Origin of the sequence: Cyclobacterium amurskyense (genome assembly GCF_001050135.1) — a bacterium.
In the GTDB taxonomy this organism is placed as follows: Bacteria; Bacteroidota; Bacteroidia; order Cytophagales; family Cyclobacteriaceae; genus Cyclobacterium; species Cyclobacterium amurskyense.
In genome coordinates, this window is sequence record NZ_CP012040.1 from 4,417,047 (window position 1) to 4,434,312 (window position 17,266).

14 protein-coding genes are annotated in these 17,266 nt (G+C 35.7%); 9 read left to right on the forward strand and 5 right to left on the reverse strand.

The annotated features are described in order from the left end of the window. Nucleotides 1-315: 315 nt before the first annotated feature. The 5 genes from CA2015_RS18010 to CA2015_RS18030 form a co-directional block, all read right to left on the reverse strand. Nucleotides 316-1,878: a purple acid phosphatase family protein gene (locus tag CA2015_RS18010; RefSeq protein WP_048643155.1), complete on the reverse strand. Its 1,563-nt coding sequence runs from the start codon at nucleotides 1,876-1,878 to the stop codon at nucleotides 316-318. A gap of 275 nt (nucleotides 1,879-2,153) precedes the next feature. Next, the gene (locus CA2015_RS18015; protein ID WP_048643156.1) at nucleotides 2,154-3,218 is read right to left on the reverse strand and encodes an acyltransferase family protein; all 1,065 of its coding nucleotides are present in this window, start codon (nucleotides 3,216-3,218) and stop codon (nucleotides 2,154-2,156) included. 282 nt (nucleotides 3,219-3,500) lie between these two features. Beyond that, nucleotides 3,501-5,972, reverse strand: coding sequence for an ATP-dependent helicase HrpB (hrpB, locus tag CA2015_RS18020; RefSeq protein WP_048643157.1), 2,472 nt, complete (start codon nucleotides 5,970-5,972; stop codon nucleotides 3,501-3,503). A 163-nt stretch (nucleotides 5,973-6,135) separates the two neighbouring features. Then, complete coding sequence (locus CA2015_RS18025; RefSeq protein WP_048643158.1) at nucleotides 6,136-6,645, reverse strand: DUF2911 domain-containing protein; 510 nt, start codon at nucleotides 6,643-6,645, stop codon at nucleotides 6,136-6,138. Nucleotides 6,646-6,722: 77 nt separating this feature from the next. Further along, nucleotides 6,723-7,868, reverse strand: coding sequence for a Gfo/Idh/MocA family protein (locus CA2015_RS18030; RefSeq protein WP_048643159.1), 1,146 nt, complete (start codon nucleotides 7,866-7,868; stop codon nucleotides 6,723-6,725). Between the two features lie 389 nt (nucleotides 7,869-8,257). On the opposite strand from CA2015_RS18030, the gene CA2015_RS18035 reads away from it, so the two are divergent. From CA2015_RS18035 to CA2015_RS18075, 9 genes are read left to right on the forward strand one after another with little or no spacing between them, the layout of a single operon-like run. Next, nucleotides 8,258-8,734, forward strand: coding sequence for an ArsR family transcriptional regulator (locus CA2015_RS18035; protein WP_316934231.1), 477 nt, complete (start codon nucleotides 8,258-8,260; stop codon nucleotides 8,732-8,734). Next, on the forward strand, nucleotides 8,731-9,660 hold the full coding sequence (locus tag CA2015_RS18040; RefSeq protein WP_048643161.1) for a glycosyltransferase family 2 protein: 930 nt from the start codon (nucleotides 8,731-8,733) through the stop codon (nucleotides 9,658-9,660). The genes CA2015_RS18035 and CA2015_RS18040 overlap by 4 nt, the downstream gene beginning before the upstream one ends. Before the next feature lies 1 nt (nucleotide 9,661). Beyond that, complete coding sequence (locus CA2015_RS18045) at nucleotides 9,662-10,393, forward strand: GNAT family N-acetyltransferase (protein WP_157470537.1); 732 nt, start codon at nucleotides 9,662-9,664, stop codon at nucleotides 10,391-10,393. A gap of 3 nt (nucleotides 10,394-10,396) precedes the next feature. Next, the gene (locus CA2015_RS18050; RefSeq protein ID WP_048643163.1) at nucleotides 10,397-11,389 is read left to right on the forward strand and encodes a hypothetical protein; all 993 of its coding nucleotides are present in this window, start codon (nucleotides 10,397-10,399) and stop codon (nucleotides 11,387-11,389) included. A 4-nt stretch (nucleotides 11,390-11,393) separates the two neighbouring features. Continuing rightward, nucleotides 11,394-12,314, forward strand: a complete 921-nt coding sequence (locus tag CA2015_RS18055; protein WP_048643164.1) for an O-fucosyltransferase family protein — start codon at nucleotides 11,394-11,396, stop codon at nucleotides 12,312-12,314. A 3-nt stretch (nucleotides 12,315-12,317) separates the two neighbouring features. Then, nucleotides 12,318-13,556: a hypothetical protein gene (locus CA2015_RS18060; protein ID WP_048643165.1), complete on the forward strand. Its 1,239-nt coding sequence runs from the start codon at nucleotides 12,318-12,320 to the stop codon at nucleotides 13,554-13,556. 22 nt (nucleotides 13,557-13,578) lie between these two features. Continuing rightward, on the forward strand, nucleotides 13,579-15,372 hold the full coding sequence (locus CA2015_RS18065; RefSeq protein ID WP_048643166.1) for an ABC transporter ATP-binding protein: 1,794 nt from the start codon (nucleotides 13,579-13,581) through the stop codon (nucleotides 15,370-15,372). Between the two features lie 44 nt (nucleotides 15,373-15,416). Further along, nucleotides 15,417-16,163 carry a cytidylyltransferase domain-containing protein gene (locus CA2015_RS18070; protein WP_157470538.1) on the forward strand — a complete coding sequence of 249 codons (747 nt, stop codon included), beginning with the start codon at nucleotides 15,417-15,419 and terminating at the stop codon, nucleotides 16,161-16,163. Next, nucleotides 16,163-17,212 carry an N-acetylneuraminate synthase family protein gene (locus CA2015_RS18075; protein WP_048643168.1) on the forward strand — a complete coding sequence of 350 codons (1,050 nt, stop codon included), beginning with the start codon at nucleotides 16,163-16,165 and terminating at the stop codon, nucleotides 17,210-17,212. The genes CA2015_RS18070 and CA2015_RS18075 overlap by 1 nt, the downstream gene beginning before the upstream one ends. Nucleotides 17,213-17,266: the final 54 nt, after the last annotated feature.

Sequence of the window (17,266 nt, forward strand, 5' to 3'; positions counted from 1 at the left end):
CATGTTTATGGTGTAATTAATTAAACCCGAAATATGCAATAGACAATCTATTACGTACTGAAATCGCTTTAAAATCAGCCACTTCGTTGCTGTTTGGAGATTTCACCATAGCGGTGCTATGCTAAAATCTCCAAACAGTCTGATTTTCTTGCGATTGCAACACTTCCCGTAAACACGGGACAGGCTTCACCCCTGACTATTGTCAGGACGGAGAAATTCTATTACATAATCCGGGTTAAAAAGGGGCCACTTTCTGATATTATTCAGGTTGTGGCCCTATTTCTTTAATTGATTAATTACCCAATTCTGGTAATTCTATTCCAATATATTACCTTTTTCATCAATGGTAACCATAGTATTTTCTCCATTTTTTTCCAAGCGAACACTGAAAATCAATAGACCTGTATCCGTTTTGGAGGCATTAACCCTTGTAATTTCATTACCAGGATATTTTGAGAGCAAGATTGTTTGAAGATTTCCCGGCAATGGGTCTTCATAAGGAATGGTGTTTGAGAATCTTCTTTCGTCTCCTGCTTCAGCTTTTCTTTCGATGAATTCATTGATTCCGTTTTCTTGTTTTACCAAATCGAAAGCATCATATAATTCACCTATAGCTGTATAGGACTCAAAACTTAGCTTATCCCCATCTACTCTAATCACCTGAAATAATTGGGTATTTTCAGCTTTGCGATCCCTTTCTGCACCTAAGCCATCCCATCCTTTTTCACTCACACCATACATTTTTCCACCACTAACCGAAACTACATAAACAGTTCCTGTTTTATCTCTGGCATTCATTCCATCCATGACATTGTCTTCTGGTGAAACACGACCCCTCGCGTAGCTGTGGTCATGTCCTTGTAGTGCCAAATCAACTTTATATTTGTCAAAAATTGGCTTCCATGCTTTTCTTAATTCATCATTGTCCCTGCCTGCTGAGGCAGAAAACAAGGGATGGTGATAGGTTACAATGGTCCATTTTTTTGTGTTTTCTGAAAGTACTTTTTCTAACCAAGGTATTTGTTCCTTTTGCTTAACATTGCTATTAAGAGAGATGATCCGCGCGTCTTGGTAATCCATGTAATAAACAGTTTCTTCGAGACCTAGTCCTTTGGGTCCATTTTCAGGAAGTGTAAATTGAGGGCGCCATTGTAAGGAAAGCCTTCTTTCCGAATCTTCTCCATATATTTCAGGAATGTTACGGTACTCGTGGTTGCCTGGTGTAACCATGGAAGGGACCATACTATGGATAAAGCCTCCTGCTGTAAACCATTCATGCCAATCCTGTTCTCTATGGGCTCGATTGATCAGGTCACCTGCATGGATGATGAATTTTGCATCGGGTGCCTTTCTGTATCCTTCTCGTATTAACCTGGCCCATAACTCAAGAACATAGTTTTGTGCATCTCCTACATATAGGAAAGAAAAAGGCTTGTCATCGTCTCTAGAAGCAGTAGTGAACTGTATCCATTCGGTCCATGATTCACCATCTCCAACCCGGTAGCCATACATGGTGTCTGGTTTTAGGTTTTTAAATTGGACAGAATGGTAGTTGGCTTTGACCTTGGCATCTTCTACTATCAATCCATCCAACACTTCGGTTTTTGCCTCAATTGTCTTGCCATTTCTCCAGAATTTTGGTGCGCCGTCGGCGATGGCAATTTCAGCATAGCTTTTGGAAATAGAAGTATCTGTTCTCCAGGTTACATTAGCCTCAGAGGCAGGATCTGCACCGAAATTTAATACTACCCTGTCAGGGTAGTAACTGGGTTTGCTCCATTGTTCTCTAAAAGTAGGGGCTTTGTAAACCTTGTATTCCTGAGCAATAGAAGCGTTTATTATTAGGAATAAAAAGAAGGAAAAGAAAATGTGTTTCATTGTGGATGGTTTATTGGTGTAATTCTGTAAATCTAGTGAAATCAAAATAATATTTCAAGTTCAATAATTATTATATTATTATCAAATGGGGAAGAGAATTAATGGTGAATTTATCTGTTAAATGAAATTTTATCCAAAAAATCAATAATAGGTTCAACCCAAATTATGATGTACTTGTTGTGGGGTAATTATTATAGTGTGATAAGTCGGGATACTTACAGGTTATCTTATCCGTGAAATTCTGGGATAACCAAATGACTCATTATTCTAATTGGTTATTTTAAGTCAGTTTTTTTAGGGGAAATAGGTAAAAATTTAGCCTTGGCTTTGGACATCAAAAACTCTTCAAACAGCTTGCTATAGATGATTCCGGTGATACAACAAATTATGAAAATGATGACAAAGATTAGTCCGTCAGATAAGAAGTTTAGAGTTTTGGGTAGAATTCGCATTAAAATGCTAATTTCAGGATTATGGATTAAGTAGATAGAATAAGATGCATTACCTAAAATCATTAATAGGTTGGAAGACCCTATTTTGTCTAATTTTGTCCCTACGCTTCCAATAATTAAAAGTGAAAAGCCAAAAGCAAGAACCAAATAGGTTAAATCCCAATTATTCCACTTAAGTAGTATTCCTATTGCAATCAATACAATAGCAGAGTAAAGAAATATGCTTTTACTTGAAATTGAAGCCTTTTTGATAATTATTGCCGTGAAAGATCCAATAATAAATTCCAAATTATAGGAAGATATAAAGAACTTTATAACAGGAATTGCTTGTAAGAAAAGAACTGGTTCTATCCAATTTAGATAAACAATTATACTTGCCCAGACCAAAGTGAAATAATACCAGCCCTTCCTTGTGTAAAACCAAATTACAAATAATAGATAAAACATCATCTCATGAACAAGGGTCCATGCTACAGACAACGCTGGTTGGCCGTCAGGAAAAAGGGTTAAGGAAGTAAGCAAGCTAATGGTTCTATCACTTCCCGAAACGCTTGGAAGTAATTGATACAACAATAACATGCACAATGAAATAGGGAGGTATGGAATATAAATTCTTAAGACTCTATTTATGAGATAAGATTTGATAGTAATTATACTTGCCCTTTTGTTGTAACAAGAATAGGTAATGATAAAACCGGATAATACAAAGAAAAAATCAACTCCGTGTTTGCCAAGAGTAGCTATAAATGCAAATATATGGTTTTGTTTATCAAAAAAATATGCAAAGGCTGTCCATTGATGGTGAAATACAACCATTAATGCTGCAAAGCCTCTAAAAATCTGTAAGGAATTGAAAAAATCGCCTTTTTTCTGCTTATTCAAAGACATACTTTAAATTTAAATCGCATCTTTTATTTCACCAAATTACAATAATTATTGCTTTAAATTGATACTGAATTTTATTAGACGCTTTAGATTTACACCAAATGAAGCTAAGTTATAATCCGACGATGATAAAATAAAATGGCTTATTTGTTAAAATTGAATTGTTATTAACTGGTCATTAATTTGTTACCTATAATAGGTCGCAATTGCTACTTAAGAATTAATTGAAAGTTTTGATGATTATTCATTATTTGGTTTTTATAAAAAATTATGAGAGGAATCTAATTATTTCCGTTTTACCCCCTTTACCGCCTCTGCTTCCCAAGGATTATCAGGCCAGTGGTGCTTGGGGTATCTTCGTTTTAGTTCTTTCCTGACTTCATGGTAAGTATTGTCCCAGAAACTTTTTAAATCTTGGGTTACTTGTACAGGCTTATAGCCGGGAGACAATAAATGAATTAACAAAGGTATATTTCCATTATTGACTTTGGGGGTCTGAGCCCATCCAAAAAGCTCCTGAAGCCGTGCTGCCAAAATAGGAGGTTCACCATCCTTACTGTATTGGATAGGTATGGATGAACCACTTGGCAATACTATTTTTTCTGGAGCCAGTCGATTTATTTCCTCCTGTTGTGAATAAGAAAAACTGTTTTTTAGAATATTAACCAATGGAAGCTTTTTTAAATCTTGCCCGGATTTAATTTCGGTTAAGTAGGGTGATAGCCAATCATTAGCAGTTTTAAGTAACTCGGAAGTACTGAAATCGGGTAGTGTTTCAGGACCATTCCAGGCCCGAAGACTCATGACTCTATGCTGCAATCGTTTAAAATTCTCATCAAAGGGGAGCCATTTTTCGCCTGATTGGGCGATCATATTCAGTAGGGTTTGTAAGAGCAGCTCCTTGTCAGGATTTTGAAGGTGTTTTTTTTGTAGCACGATTTGGCCAATTTTCCACTCTTCAATGGCTTGGATTGTGGCTTCATCCTCGTTCCAAAAGAACCTTTGTGAGGATTTTACCATTGAATTAAGATCTTTGGGGTTTAGAGGCGCGGCCATAAATATTTTGCCTACACCTGCCCTTTCATCCATTTGGGCTATTGCAATCCAAGGCTCATAGGCAAGGTCATCTTTTCTGTCCATGCTTGCAATTTTCCCATTTGCCAATTGAAATTGAACTTGATTTCCAGTTTTGGCGGAAGCGATTCTTTCTGAAAATGCCTGTGCAATTAGCATACCAGTAGCATAAGGGTCTATGGGGGTATTCTCAACTTTTTTGTGAAGAATTTGTCTATAGGCTTTCGCTACTTGTTCAATTTTTTTATAATTAAAATTACTTGAAGAATGGGACCTAAACCTGCGAAGTCCTTCAATTCTAAGGTTAATATCCAAACTTTCTCCCTGAGATAGGGGGTCTTTTTCCTCTAATACAGCAGCTAGGTCAGTTGCCAAGCCTTCTAGCTCTAATTCCTGACTACAGACAAGTAAATGAGCAATTCTAGGATGACATGGAAAAGCGTGCAAAGCATTACCATGTGTTGTGATTCTACCTTTTGCTATTGCCCCCAGATGTTCCAAAGTACTTATGGCCTGTGCCCAATTTCCTTGTGGGGGAGGAGTTACCCAGCTTAATTTTAATGGATCATTGATGCCCCATTTATAAAGTTCCAAAGCCAAAGAGGTAAGGTCAGTTTCTAAAATCTCAGGTTGTCTAAAGGGAAGCAATCTTTCCTGACTTCCTTTTGACCAAAGCCTGAAACAGACTCCTGCGCTTAATCTCCCAGCTCTTCCTGCTCTTTGGGTAGCGGTATCTTGTGTAACAGGGATTGTGACGAGTCGGTTTAATCCGGTGCTGGGATTAAATCTACTCGTACGCATAAAACCACCATCCACTACGATCTTTATACCTTCAATAGTAAGGCTGGTTTCAGCAATAGCTGTAGCCAAAACCACTTTTCTCTTACCTTCAGGATGAGGGGATAGTGCGGCTCGTTGCTGGCTAAAGGCCAATTGTCCATATAGTTTGTAAATGGCCAATTGGGGAAATCTAAGGCTTAATATTTCGGCAGTTTTGTTTATTTCTCTCTGTCCTGGTAGGAATACCAGCAAATCGCCATCGTGGTCAGCAATGGCTTTTTTGATTGTAAGGCTAATGCTTTCAGGTAATGTAAATAAATCATTTCCTTCTCCGTATTTAATACTCACTGGAAATGCTTTGCCCATACTTTCAACCATAGGGGCTTGTAAATTCTTTGAGAGGTCTTTGCTATCGAGGGTAGCTGACATTATCAATAACTTAAGGTCTGGCCTTAGAACTTGTTGGATATCTCTGGAAATGGCCAGTCCAAGATCTGCGTGGATACTACGTTCGTGAAATTCATCAAAAATGATTAAGCCTACTTCTTCAAGCGCATTGTCTTGCTGCATCATTCTGGTTAAGATCCCCTCAGTGATTACCTCAATTCGGGTTTGCTTTCCTACACAGGTATCGAACCTTACCCGGTATCCTATTCTTTCTCCAACAGGTTCACCTAGTAGCTGGGCCATACGCTGAGCAATACTGATAGCCGCTAGTTTCCTAGGTTCAAGCATTATTATTTTTTTGCCCTCCAGCCAAGGCTCATCCATTAACTCTAATGGTGCAATAGTACTTTTACCAGCACCCGGAGGAGCGTGTAATAAGAGTATAGGGTTTAGACGGAGCTGTTTTTTTAATTGAGGGATTACCTCTAAAATGGGAAGTTGTGGTAAGGGTTTCAAGTGTAATTGCTTTTTTACAAAGGTAAATAAAACAATGGGGTCTGGAAAGGTAATTCAATGAGTGGCAGAGGGGATTAGTAATGGCGAGAAAATTGCCAGATTATTATCGATAAAAAAAGCAAAAAAAAGGGCTATTCTTTTAAAAATAGCCCTTTCGATACAATTATTTAATAGAAGCTTTAGCACGTCCATATTCCCATTTTACCTCCAGGCCATCATCTAGGACATTATAAGTTAGATGTTCAGTTAGGCTACTGGTTTGATTGGAACTTACAGATACTCTTAAAGCATCCTTGCTTTCATCGTATTTGGTTCCCCATTGTCCCGTTTGCTTGTTGAAAATAAAAGTACTTGAATTTTCTCCTGGGATGATAAAGAAGCTGTATTTACCAGCAGGTAATTTTTTACCTTCTATTTCAATATCTTTACTGGTTTCAAAGATAGTGGCTTCATTAGCTCCTGCTCTCCAAACCTCTCCCAATGGAATAAGTCCACCAAAAATAGTACGTCCTTTAACTGCTGGACTACTATAATTAACAGTGATTTTAGCCCCATTTATGGTGCCTTCAGCTGTTTTTGCAGGACTTGCTCTTTTCTGAGCAGTGGACATATAAACTACTGAGAGCATCAGCAAGGCAGATAGGCCAAACATTTTCATAGTTGATGATTTCATTTTTTGGTTGTGATTTAGGTTATGACTAATCGAATAACTAAATGAACGGACAAAACCGAAATTTGTTTATTGCACCATTAAATTTTCACCCAAGCTTGTTTTTTGTGACTTTCGATAATTCGTTCACAAATTAACAATTCCCTGTGCCCGTCAGCAAAGGTAGGGAAAGTAGGGTTGTCAGGTTGTTTACCTTCCTTAACGGCAGCATAAACCTCCTTAAACATTTGCTTAGAAGTATCGGGGAAACCCTCATTATGACCTCCTGGAAAACCTATAAGTTTTGCAGCTTCAGGGCTAAATAATGATGGATCCTTCATCAGTTGTTGGTTAGCAGTTTCTCTTTTCCCAATCCATAATTCGTTTGGTTTTTCGCTACACCATTCAAAGTTTGCCTTAGATCCTGCAATTTCAATATTTAACCTGTTTTTTCGGCCAGCATTTACTTGACTGACAGTTACAGAACCTTTGTTTCCATTGTCAAACCTTAACATTACCGTAGCATGGTCTTCAGTGTTGATCGGAACCTCAGCATAATCGGATTCATCTAGACTTTTTCCACTATAGGTCTCTATTGGCTTGAGCGGTTTCAATCTGGTTTTATGTACTGTTGAAAAGTCAGCCATTACCTCGGTAACCTTTAAACCTGTAACATATTCAGTTAAATCCAATAGATGAGAACCGATATCAGCTATAGCCCTAGAGTCTCCGGATTTATCTGGTTCTAATCTCCAATTGTAATCAGTTTGTAAAAACAACCAATCTTGTAAATAGGAACCCATAATAGAATAGACGTCCCCAAGTTCGCCGCTTTCCCTCATGGTTTTCATTTGTCTAACCATAGGGTAATACCTCAGGTTAAAATGGACAGCATTTACCAAACCTGTTTTTTTAGCAATAGCTACTAATTCCTCAGCATCTTCAATTTTGGTAGCAAGTGGCTTTTCACATACTACATGCTTACCAGCTTCCAAAGCGGCTTTTGATTGGCTATAATGCAGGAAATTTGGGGTGCAAATATGGACCACTTTGATTTCCTGATCTTTTAGCATATCCTCGAAAAGCATGGCTTTTTCTATACCTAGTTGAGCCGCCTTTTCTTTTGCAAGTTCTTCACTGACTTCACAAAGGGTAGCTACTTCAATATTCGGGTTTCTTCTTAGGGCTTCAATATGGGCAGGGCCTATAAATCCTGTTCCTACAACCGCTACTTTGATTTTTTCCATAAGGTTATTGTGTTCGATTTATTTAAAAAGATTAGCCCTAAAGATAGAAGGTACATTCGTATTTTTCAATGATTCGTAATTTTTACCTGTATTGTTTTTGCGTGTAAATGCGCTAGCCAATTGTAAATAAGTGGACAAAATGAGCTGACCTCCAATAAAATTTTAAATAAAACTTGTGAATTTGTGACTATCGAGTAATTTTGTTACTCCCAGTATGTGTGTTACGTGGCGAAGCTATGAGAGCACAATGATAGACCTTCGGTAAGTAGTAGTGATTTTGTTTTTTGCTTCTATTAATGTGTATTTTGTACCATGTTGATCTTTTACTTTTTTAAATTTTTGATTTGCTAGACGCTCTAATTACTTCCAAAACACGGATTAAATTATTGGTGAAATTTTTTTCTAATTCTGATAATCGTGGATATTTAAGAGGTTTGGCAGAAGAATTTGGTGAATCTACCAATTCAATCAGAGTTGAACTTAATCGCCTTTCCAATGCAGGATTACTTAGTTGGAAAAATGATGGTAAAACCAAAAGTTACCAAGCCAATGAAGTTCATCCACTTTACCAAGAACTCAAAAGTATTGTAAGTAAATATTTAGGGTTTGATACATTAATAGAGCAAGTGGTTCAGGGGTTAGGTTGTGTAAATAAAGCGATAATTCAAGGGGATTATGCGGAAGGAAAGGATACAGGCACCATTGAATTAACTATAATTGCAAGTTCTATTGACTTGGATTATTTAGACTTTTTGATCCAGACAACGGAAGGGAAAATCAATAGGAAATTAAAAGTAAATATTGTAGAAAGGGAGCCCAAAGAGGGCATCTTGGGTTTGGTAGTCTACGAGAAAGAGCTAGAATGAGTCAAACAAATAAATACCTTTCTGTGGTGGTACCTGTTTTTCAATCTGAGGTAGGATTATATGAATTGATTAAGAGACTTAAGGCTGTTTTGTTTTCTATTAGCCCAGATGTTGAATTGATTTTGGTCGACGATGGTAGCACTGATGGTAGCTGGGAGTTGATTGCAAAAGCAGCTTTGGAGGAATCGTTTATTAAAGGAATACGCTTTAGTAGGAATTTTGGGCAACATCATGCCATATTTGCAGGTTTAGATATGGCTCAAGGAGAATGGGTTGTGGTAATGGATGCTGACCTACAGGATCTTCCAGAAGAAATCCCAATGATGTTAACTAAAGTGCGATATGGCTATGAGGCGGTATTGGCTAGAAGAACTGGGAGAAAGGATAGTTGGGCGAGTAAAATTTTATCAACACTTTATTACAGAGTTTTTTACCTTATGTCTGGAATAAAGCAGGATCCAAGTATTGGGAATTTCGGTGTTTACAATAGAAAAATAATAGACAGTATTTTAAAGATGAGGGAAAATAATTGGTATTTCCCCACAATGGTTCATTGGGTAGGTTTTAATCAAAGTACTTTTAACGTAAAACATGGTGTTTCAACCAACAAAAGATCCAATTATTTTTTCAAATCTAAATTTCGCTTAGGACTTAATACCTTGCTTGCCTTTTCCGACAAACCCCTACGATTGACTGTAAAATTTGGTTTATTGGTAGCTTTTATTGGTTTTTTGTTTGCATTGATCACATTGATCCGTTATTTTTCAGGAGCTATTGAGGTTCCTGGTTATGCGAGTATGATCGTATCGCTTTGGATTCTTTTTGGCTGTTTACTCACGACCATAGGAATAGTTGGACTGTATGTTGGGAAAACTTTTGAGGGAGTAAAGAAACGTCCACGCTATATTATTGATCAAAAAACCTAAAATGATAAAATTCTTACCTTTTGACACATCTTTATTTGGTTACAGAGTAGGTAAACTTCAATTGGGAAGATGTCTGCCTGATTTGGATAGGGTACATAACCAAGCCAAAAATTTTGATTTAATATATGTGATGGGTAAGCCTGGTTTGGTCAAATTGGGTGGCTGGTCTCCAATCAGTACTCGGGTTGATTTAGTAAAAAACATAATAAAATCGGATTTTATTAAAGATTCTTCGCTCCATAATGAAGTTGAAATTTCAGAAATGATTATATCTGGAGAACTTTCCCAAACAGACCAAAAAGACTTGAGAGAGCTTGTTTTCACAAGCGGGCAATGGTCAAGGTTTAAGCAAGATTTGCTATTAGGTAATCAGGAATATGAAAAATTGTATAGTACTTGGTGGGAAACGATTAAAGAACAAAATCATAGTGTAATTGTCGCTAGAATATCGGGTAAGTTGGTTGGATTTATAACTTTTAAGTTACTGCGTGGACGAGGGCATGTTGATCTTTTTGCCGTTAAAGGTAGCGAACAAGGAAGAGGAATAGGAAGGCAATTGATGTATAAAGTCTTTGTGAAACTTAACTCTTTAGGTTTTAACCTAATAGGGCTTTCCACACAAAAGGCCAATAAAAGAGCCATGGAATTTTATAAAAATATTGGATTTCAACCTATAAAGGAAACCTTGATAGCGCATTGGCGACCTGGTTTAAAGCCACAAAATATCAATTGATCTTTGGTTTCTGATAATTATGAGGTAAAGCTTTATTCTCCAGAGCTAATTGGAGATTGGAAAAAGGTACTTCATGGGGCTACGAATGCCACCTTAATGCATGATAGAGATTTTTTGGCTTATCATCCTTCAGGGAAGTTTCAAGATTGTTCAGTAATATTATACAAAAACAGTTTGCCGAAAGCAGTGTTTGCTGCCCATAAGGAAGGTAGCGTGGTTTATTCGCATAAGGGCTTAAGTTATGGCGGACTAATTCACATACCTTGTTCTATCAATCAGAAGTTGGAACAGTTTAAAGTTTTGTTGAAGTTCTATGATTCATTGGGAATAGAAAGCCTTGAAATAAAAGAAACACCTTCCATTTACGAGCTGATTAAGGAGGAGTCTACAGCTTATATAATGCACCTTGCCCAAGCTAAAATTATTCAGATGGAGCTCTCTTTGGCAATTAATTTACCATTGAGGGTTACCCATAAAGGTAGGAAAGCCAATATTAAACAGGCTGAATTTGTTGGGTTGCAAATCATTGAGTCATGCGATCCTGATCTTTTTTGGGAAGAATTGCTCTTGCCAAACCTTGCCAATAGATACAATAAGAGACCAACCCATACTAAAGAGGAAATGGGTTATATAATGAAGTGCTTTCCTAATAATATTCGACAATTCAATGTCTACAAGGATAAAAATATTATTGCAGGAGCAACAGTATACCTCACATCTAATTGTTTACATACCCAATATTTGGCGAGTAACCAGCAAGGAAGAAAGTTACATGCACTCGACTTTTTAATTAAATACCTAAGTGAAAATTTTTCAGACCAAAGGAAGTTGTTGGACTTTGGCCATTCAAATGAAAATAACGGATTGAGTATTAATAAGTCCCTTTTTCGATGGAAAGAGAGTTTTGGGGCTAAGCCTTATGTCCATAAGCATTTTCTTGTCCCAACCAATGCCTGGCATGCTTTAGATACAGTATATACCAAGCCCTCTAATTAATAGTATGCCTAAAAGGTCATTGCCATCTTTTGATAGGTTAAAGCTTCTGAAGCAAAAAAATGTAAAGTATATTGTAACCTGTTACCAGAATGAATTTTTTTGTGAAAATCATCCAAAAGGAAAATGTACTCGTGGTTTCTTTTCTTTGTTTTTACAAGTTGTTTATGGAATAGGATTTGCCAAAGAACACGGTCTTCCATTATATGTTGATTTTGGGAATGTTACTTACCCTTATTCTAAATGTGAGGTAAGCAATGAACCGAACAACTTTTGGGATAAGCTAGTTGATCAGCCACTACTTACATCAATGGATGTACCCGTTCCAAATAAGGAATATGAAGTTTACCCTTTACGAATTTGGAACAGAAATCACTACCGTTACTTACATCAGTTAATGCTTACGGGTATCAAATTTAGAAATGAATTAAGAGCGGATATAAATGAGGTCAAAATTAGAATGGCTAAGCTAAAGACCCTTGGAGTTCATATTCGGAAAACTGATCATTTTCAAGAAGTCACTCCAGTCAAGGATAAAGTTTTTTTTCGTCAGATAGAAAAAAAAATAACGAATTATGACAGGTTATTTGTAGCCACAGATGACAGTGAAATGTTAGCAATATTAAAGGGTAAATTTCCCGATAAAATCATGGCTAATGACTGTGTTAGGTCCGTAGGGTCTCAACCCATCCATCATAAAGAGGGACAAAAAGATGGGTTTTTACTAGCGAAGGAGGCCTTAATGGACTGCATTACCCTATCTAACTGTGATGAACTTATTTTATCCCCTTCCAACCTTTCTTATGCTGCATTGGTATTCAATCCGGAAGTAAACTATACAATAGTCGAAAGTCATGCTGCCAAATGGAACCGTTTAAAAACCTTATTGGCTTTTCATTTGGACAGGTTAGGGATTAGAAAATGGTAGGTAATGATTGAGATCTTCCCAAAAATAGTTGATATCAAAAGCATTTGTCCTAAGTGTTTGAATAAGGCAAATTTTGAATCTGAAGTGTATTTTCAAGGGATACATGTGTTGGGAAAAAATGTTTGCAATGCATGTGGTACCGAATATATATCAACAATTCCTACAGGGCATTCCACCTTTTTTCCTGTTTCCTTTACCTTAGACAAAAGACACCAAAGGTTTGATAAAGAATCAGGGAGTTGGATGGCATTACCTCTAATTAGCTCGGTCTGTGAGGGATTAAGTGTTGAAGGGGTTTTTAAACGCTATAACCTAGGGGGGGAGAAAGAGTTAATTTTGATTAACTGTTTGGATGATTGCTTTGGACATGTATTTACTAAAGTTTGGAATGTTTACTTGGAGCTACAAAATCGTCAAAATAAGACGATAGCTGTATTAATTCCAGCACAATGCCGATGGCTATTGCCTTCAACAGGAATTGAAATTTGGTCTGTAAATTTAGCGTTAGGACAAATCAAACAAGGCATTAAAGGGCTTGATGAATGGATAAGGAATCAGTTTCAAAGGTTCAATAAAGTTTTACTGCATCCTACATATATTCACCTAAACCACCAGAGTTTGGATTTTAAACAAATTTTAGGTGTTGCGCCATTTGACTTAAAACAATTTACAAATTTATCTCCGCAAATTACTTTTGTATGGAGAGAGGATAGGTTTTGGTTAAGTAACCGATTCCTTTATTTCTTAAGTAAAGTTTCAAAAAAATATAAACTGGAGACCCTTTTCTCACCATTTTTCATTTGGAGGCAAGAGCAATTAATAAAGAGGGTAGTTAAATTAATCAAGCGCAACCTTCCTAGCTCTAGTTTTACCATTACAGGGAAAGGGAAGCTTGGGAATTTGCCATCAATAATTAAGGACGAAAGACATGAGTTTATAGACCTGAAAGTTGAGCATAAATGGAATCAAATTTTCAGTAAAACGCATGTTATAATTGGTGTGCATGGGTCCCATATGCTGATACCTTCTACTTTAGCAGCAGGATTTATTGAAATATTACCAAGGTATAAAATTGATCATTTGACGGAGGATATCGCACAATCACATAACAGTAGGTTAAGCCATTTCCTAGGGCGGTTTGTAGATGAATATGCCGGTGCAGGATTGATTTCCAGACATGTTGTTAGCCTGGTGAAGAAATTTGATTTTGTGAAGCGAAATATGGAATCAGAGGCAGTTTAAGCTTTAAAGCGATTAATTATCAATGAATATACTCAAGACATTTATTAAAAAACATTTTTATTACTTTTCGTACTTCTATCAAATAGTTCGTGGAAGGCTTTTTATTGCTTTTGGGTTAAGTATGTTGGTAGCCTTGATGGATGGGCTAGGTCTCACCATGTTTTTACCATTATTGGAAATGGTAGATGGAGGGAACGCCAGTGGTGAAGGTATGGGCAAGCTTGAATTTATTCTTGGTGCAATGGGAAGTTTAGGAATTCCAATTACGGTATCAGCTATTCTTTTGATAATGGCCTTCTTTTTTATATTTAAAGGAGTTTTAAAGTTTATTGAACAGTATTATAGTGTTTTAGTTAGAAGGTTTTTTGTACGAAAAATGAGGTTTTCAATTGTAGATTTATTTGAAGACTATTCCTTCAAAAATTTCATAAAACAAGATTCTGGGAGAATTCAAAATACTGCTACAGGTGAAATAGAAAGAATTTTAATTGCTTTTAATAGCTATATGTATGTATTACAAGCCTTTTCAATGATATTCATTTATGTAGCAATGGCTTTTAGTGTAAATGTTAGATTTTCACTTTTCGTGATGATTGGTGGTGTGCTTTCAAATTTTCTTTATTCGGCCATTTACAAAAGAACGAAAATACATTCCGTAGACGTTTCAAAAGGGAACCACTATTTTCAAAGTCTTTTAATTCAAAAAATAGCCAATTTTAAATATTTAAAAGCGAGTGGACTACTTAAAACCTATGGCAATAAGCTAAGAAGTCAAATCAATGCCATTGAGTACCATTATAAAAAACTAGGTTTATTTTCCTCCATAATAACAGCCATTAGGGAGCCGATTATTATTGTAATTATTGTTGTTGTTATTCTTTTTGAGGTCAATGTAACAGGCGGAAGTTTTTCTGGAATAATATTGAGTTTATTGTTTTTTTATCGTTCTCTAACCTATTTATTGGCTCTACAGGCATATTGGAATTCGGTTATGGCTAATTATGGTTCTTTAGAAAATATAAAAGAATTCACAAAAGAATTAAAAGTTGGAAGGGAGTCTCAAGGAAAGGTTAAGATTGATGGTTTTCAGAAGGAAATAAGGTTGGATAATGTGAGTTTTGGTTATGGGGAAAAGAGGATTTTGAATAGTGTTTCTTTTGCTATTGTTAAGAATCATGTAATAGCAATTGTTGGCGAAAGTGGTTCGGGGAAGTCTACCTTGATGAATATTTTGGCAGGTCTTTTTTTACCGGATAGTGGATCAATTACTTTAGATGAAATTAACATGAAAGAAATTGATAGAAATTATTTTCAAAAGAAAATCGGCTACATTACTCAGGAACCTGTCATTTTCGATGATACTATTTATAACAATGTTAGTTTTTGGGATAAAGACACAGATGAAAATCGGAAAAAATGCAAAGAAGCCCTTAATAAGGCTTCAGTATTAGAGTTTGTTGAGTCTTTGGAAAATAAAGAGGATAGTAGACTGGGAAATAATGGGGTTATGGTAAGTGGAGGACAGAAACAAAGAATATCCATTGCTAGAGAACTGTATAAGGGTATTGATTTATTGCTTATGGATGAGGCCACATCTGCTTTAGATTCTGAAACCGAATTAGGGATTCAAGAGAATATTGACAAACTCAGGGGACAGGTAACTATAATAATTATCGCCCATCGATTATCGACAATTAAAAATGCTGACCGTATCTTATTATTGAAGGATGGGGAAATACAGGCTTCTGGTGATTTTGAGGAATTAGAAAATAATTCTAATGCGTTTAAAAAGATGGTTGCTCTGCAAGCTTTTTAAGATTACCATTATAAACTATATAGTTTAAATTGAAATAGAATATTTTGAATCCAACTTTTATAATACAAGCTAGGTCTAATTCAACAAGATTACCTTTTAAAATGACTAGGTTATTTTATAAAGAATTTTCAATATTGGAGATTATAATTAATAGGATTAAAAGAAGTTTTCCTAACTCAAAAATTATTATAGCGACTACTGACCATAAGTCTGATGATAAATTGGTGAATTTGATTTCCAAATTATCAGTTTTTGTATATAGAGGGAGTATTGACAATGTAATAAGTAGATTTATTGCAATAGGGGATCAGTATGGAGTGGAGGAATTCGTTAGGGTTTGTTCGGATAATTTATTCTTAGATATGGGCTTACTTCATAATATGATAAGTAATTATTCCAAGAATATTGATTACATGACATATAAGGTAAATGGGAAACCGTCAATGAAAACATCTTTTGGTTTTTTTGCTGAAATTTCTAAAATCAGTGTTCTTAAATCTGTTGTGAAAAACACTGATGAGAGTGAATACTTGGAGCATGTAACAAATTATATTTATAGTAATCCGGGTCAATATAGATTAAAATTTTTGGACACAGATAAAATTTTTAATAGGTATGCCGATATAAGGTTCACTATTGATACTATTACGGATTTTAATATTGCCAAAGTGGCATATAAAACGTTATTAGAATCGAACCCTAATTTCGATTATCTAGATGTTATAAATTGGGCAATTGAAAATAATAAGCTTGAATTAATGGCAACTGAAAATAACAAAAATATTAAATAATGGAGGAAATATATTTAATAGGTGAGATTGGTCAAAATCACAATGGGTCAGTTGATATTGCAAAATTAATTATTGACTGCGCAGTGAGGGAGCCCAAGGAGGATTTATTTAATCTAAATCTTAATGGTTTAAATGCAGTTAAACTTACTAAAAGAGATTTGGACTTTGAATTGAGTTCTTCTCAGCTTAATAAGCCCTATAATTCTCCGCATTCATTTGGTAAAACCTATGGAGACCATAGGAGGGTACTTGAACTTTCAAATGAGCAACATTTTGAAATATATAAATACGCTAAAGAAAAAGGTCTTGATTTCGTAGAAACACTTTGTGCACCATCTTGTACTTCAATTTTTAAATTTTTCACACCTGATTATCTTAAAGTTGCCTCTAGAGACCTTACGAATTTACCCCTTCTAGATGAACTTGCAAAAGCTAGAATTCCTATGATTCTATCTACTGGCATGTCAGGAAAAGAGGATTTAGACATTGCTTTGGAAACCATATTGAAATATCACAATGATGTTTCAATCCTTCATTGTGTAAGTCAATACCCTACAGCCCCTCAAAATGTAAATTTAAATTCAATAAAATTTTTAAAAAATAACTACCCTGAGTATACCATAGGTTATTCTGATCATACGATTGGGATTTCTATACCAGTAGCAGCAGTAGCTATGGGAGCGAAAATTATTGAGAAGCATATCACCCTAGATAGACGTATGAAAGGTACAGATCAAAGTGGCTCTCTAGGGCCTGATGGTTTAAATAGGATGGTCCGTGATATAAGGTTGCTTGAGCTCTCCATGGGGGTGGAAGATTCATTTGTTTGTGACAGTGTTTTGGAATCAAAAATAAAACTTGAAAGGTCAATTGCCTTAAAAGTGGATTTGAAAAAAGGGGATAAAATTACAATTGATCATATTCATCTATTGAGCCCAGGTGATGGGGTTAAGTGGATTGAAAGAGATAAAGTAATCGGGAAAAAGTTAATAACTGATAAATTGAAAAATGAACTGATCTTTGAAGAAGATTTAGCACCCAAGTTTTGAATTGAAATATGGATTATTGAATAAAATGTTGATTTAAAAGTACGAATTTATTTA